Below are 495 nucleotides of genomic sequence, written 5' to 3'. Positions count from 1 at the left end.
GACGAGGAGATCGTCGGCGGCGGCAGCAAGGCCGATGGCCGCGCCGATGCCCACGGATGTCTCGCCCTCGCTGCCGCCGCCGACGATCTCCTCGTCGGTCGAGGCCGCTCCGCCGCCGCCGCCGCCGCCGCCGACCGACATGGCTAGTATGCCTATCGAATTGAAACCCTGGGTCCGGATCACGCCGGAATTGTCGACATGCACGCCGGCGCCGATGACATTGCCGCCGCCATCAAGGCGGAACATCGCCGCATCGTTTCCGGACCCGCCTTTGCCGCCGATGCCGACATTGACGGTGACGCTCGTCTCGCTGGTGCCGCCCAGATGGAATGCCTTGGCGTTGCTCGCGCCGCCCATGCCGCCGCCGCCGCCCAGCGACTCCGCGACGATGCCCGAGGAGAAATCGCCCGTGGTCGTCAGGTTGCCGCTGTTGATCACGTCGACCGCGCCGGAAGTATTGCCTGTGCCGCCGCCGCCGCCGACACCGACATTGAC

General features: G+C 69.1%; 1 pseudogene. It reads right to left on the bottom strand.

The window, feature by feature from the left end:
- Positions 1–495, bottom strand: a pseudogene (locus tag EOA36_RS36840) (hypothetical protein); the annotation flags it as partial.

Origin of the sequence: Mesorhizobium sp. M8A.F.Ca.ET.021.01.1.1 (genome assembly GCF_003998025.1) — a bacterium.
Lineage (GTDB): Bacteria > Pseudomonadota > Alphaproteobacteria > Rhizobiales > Rhizobiaceae > Mesorhizobium.
Note: the sequence above shows the minus strand (reverse complement) of the source record. Positions and strands in the feature narration are given on the sequence as shown.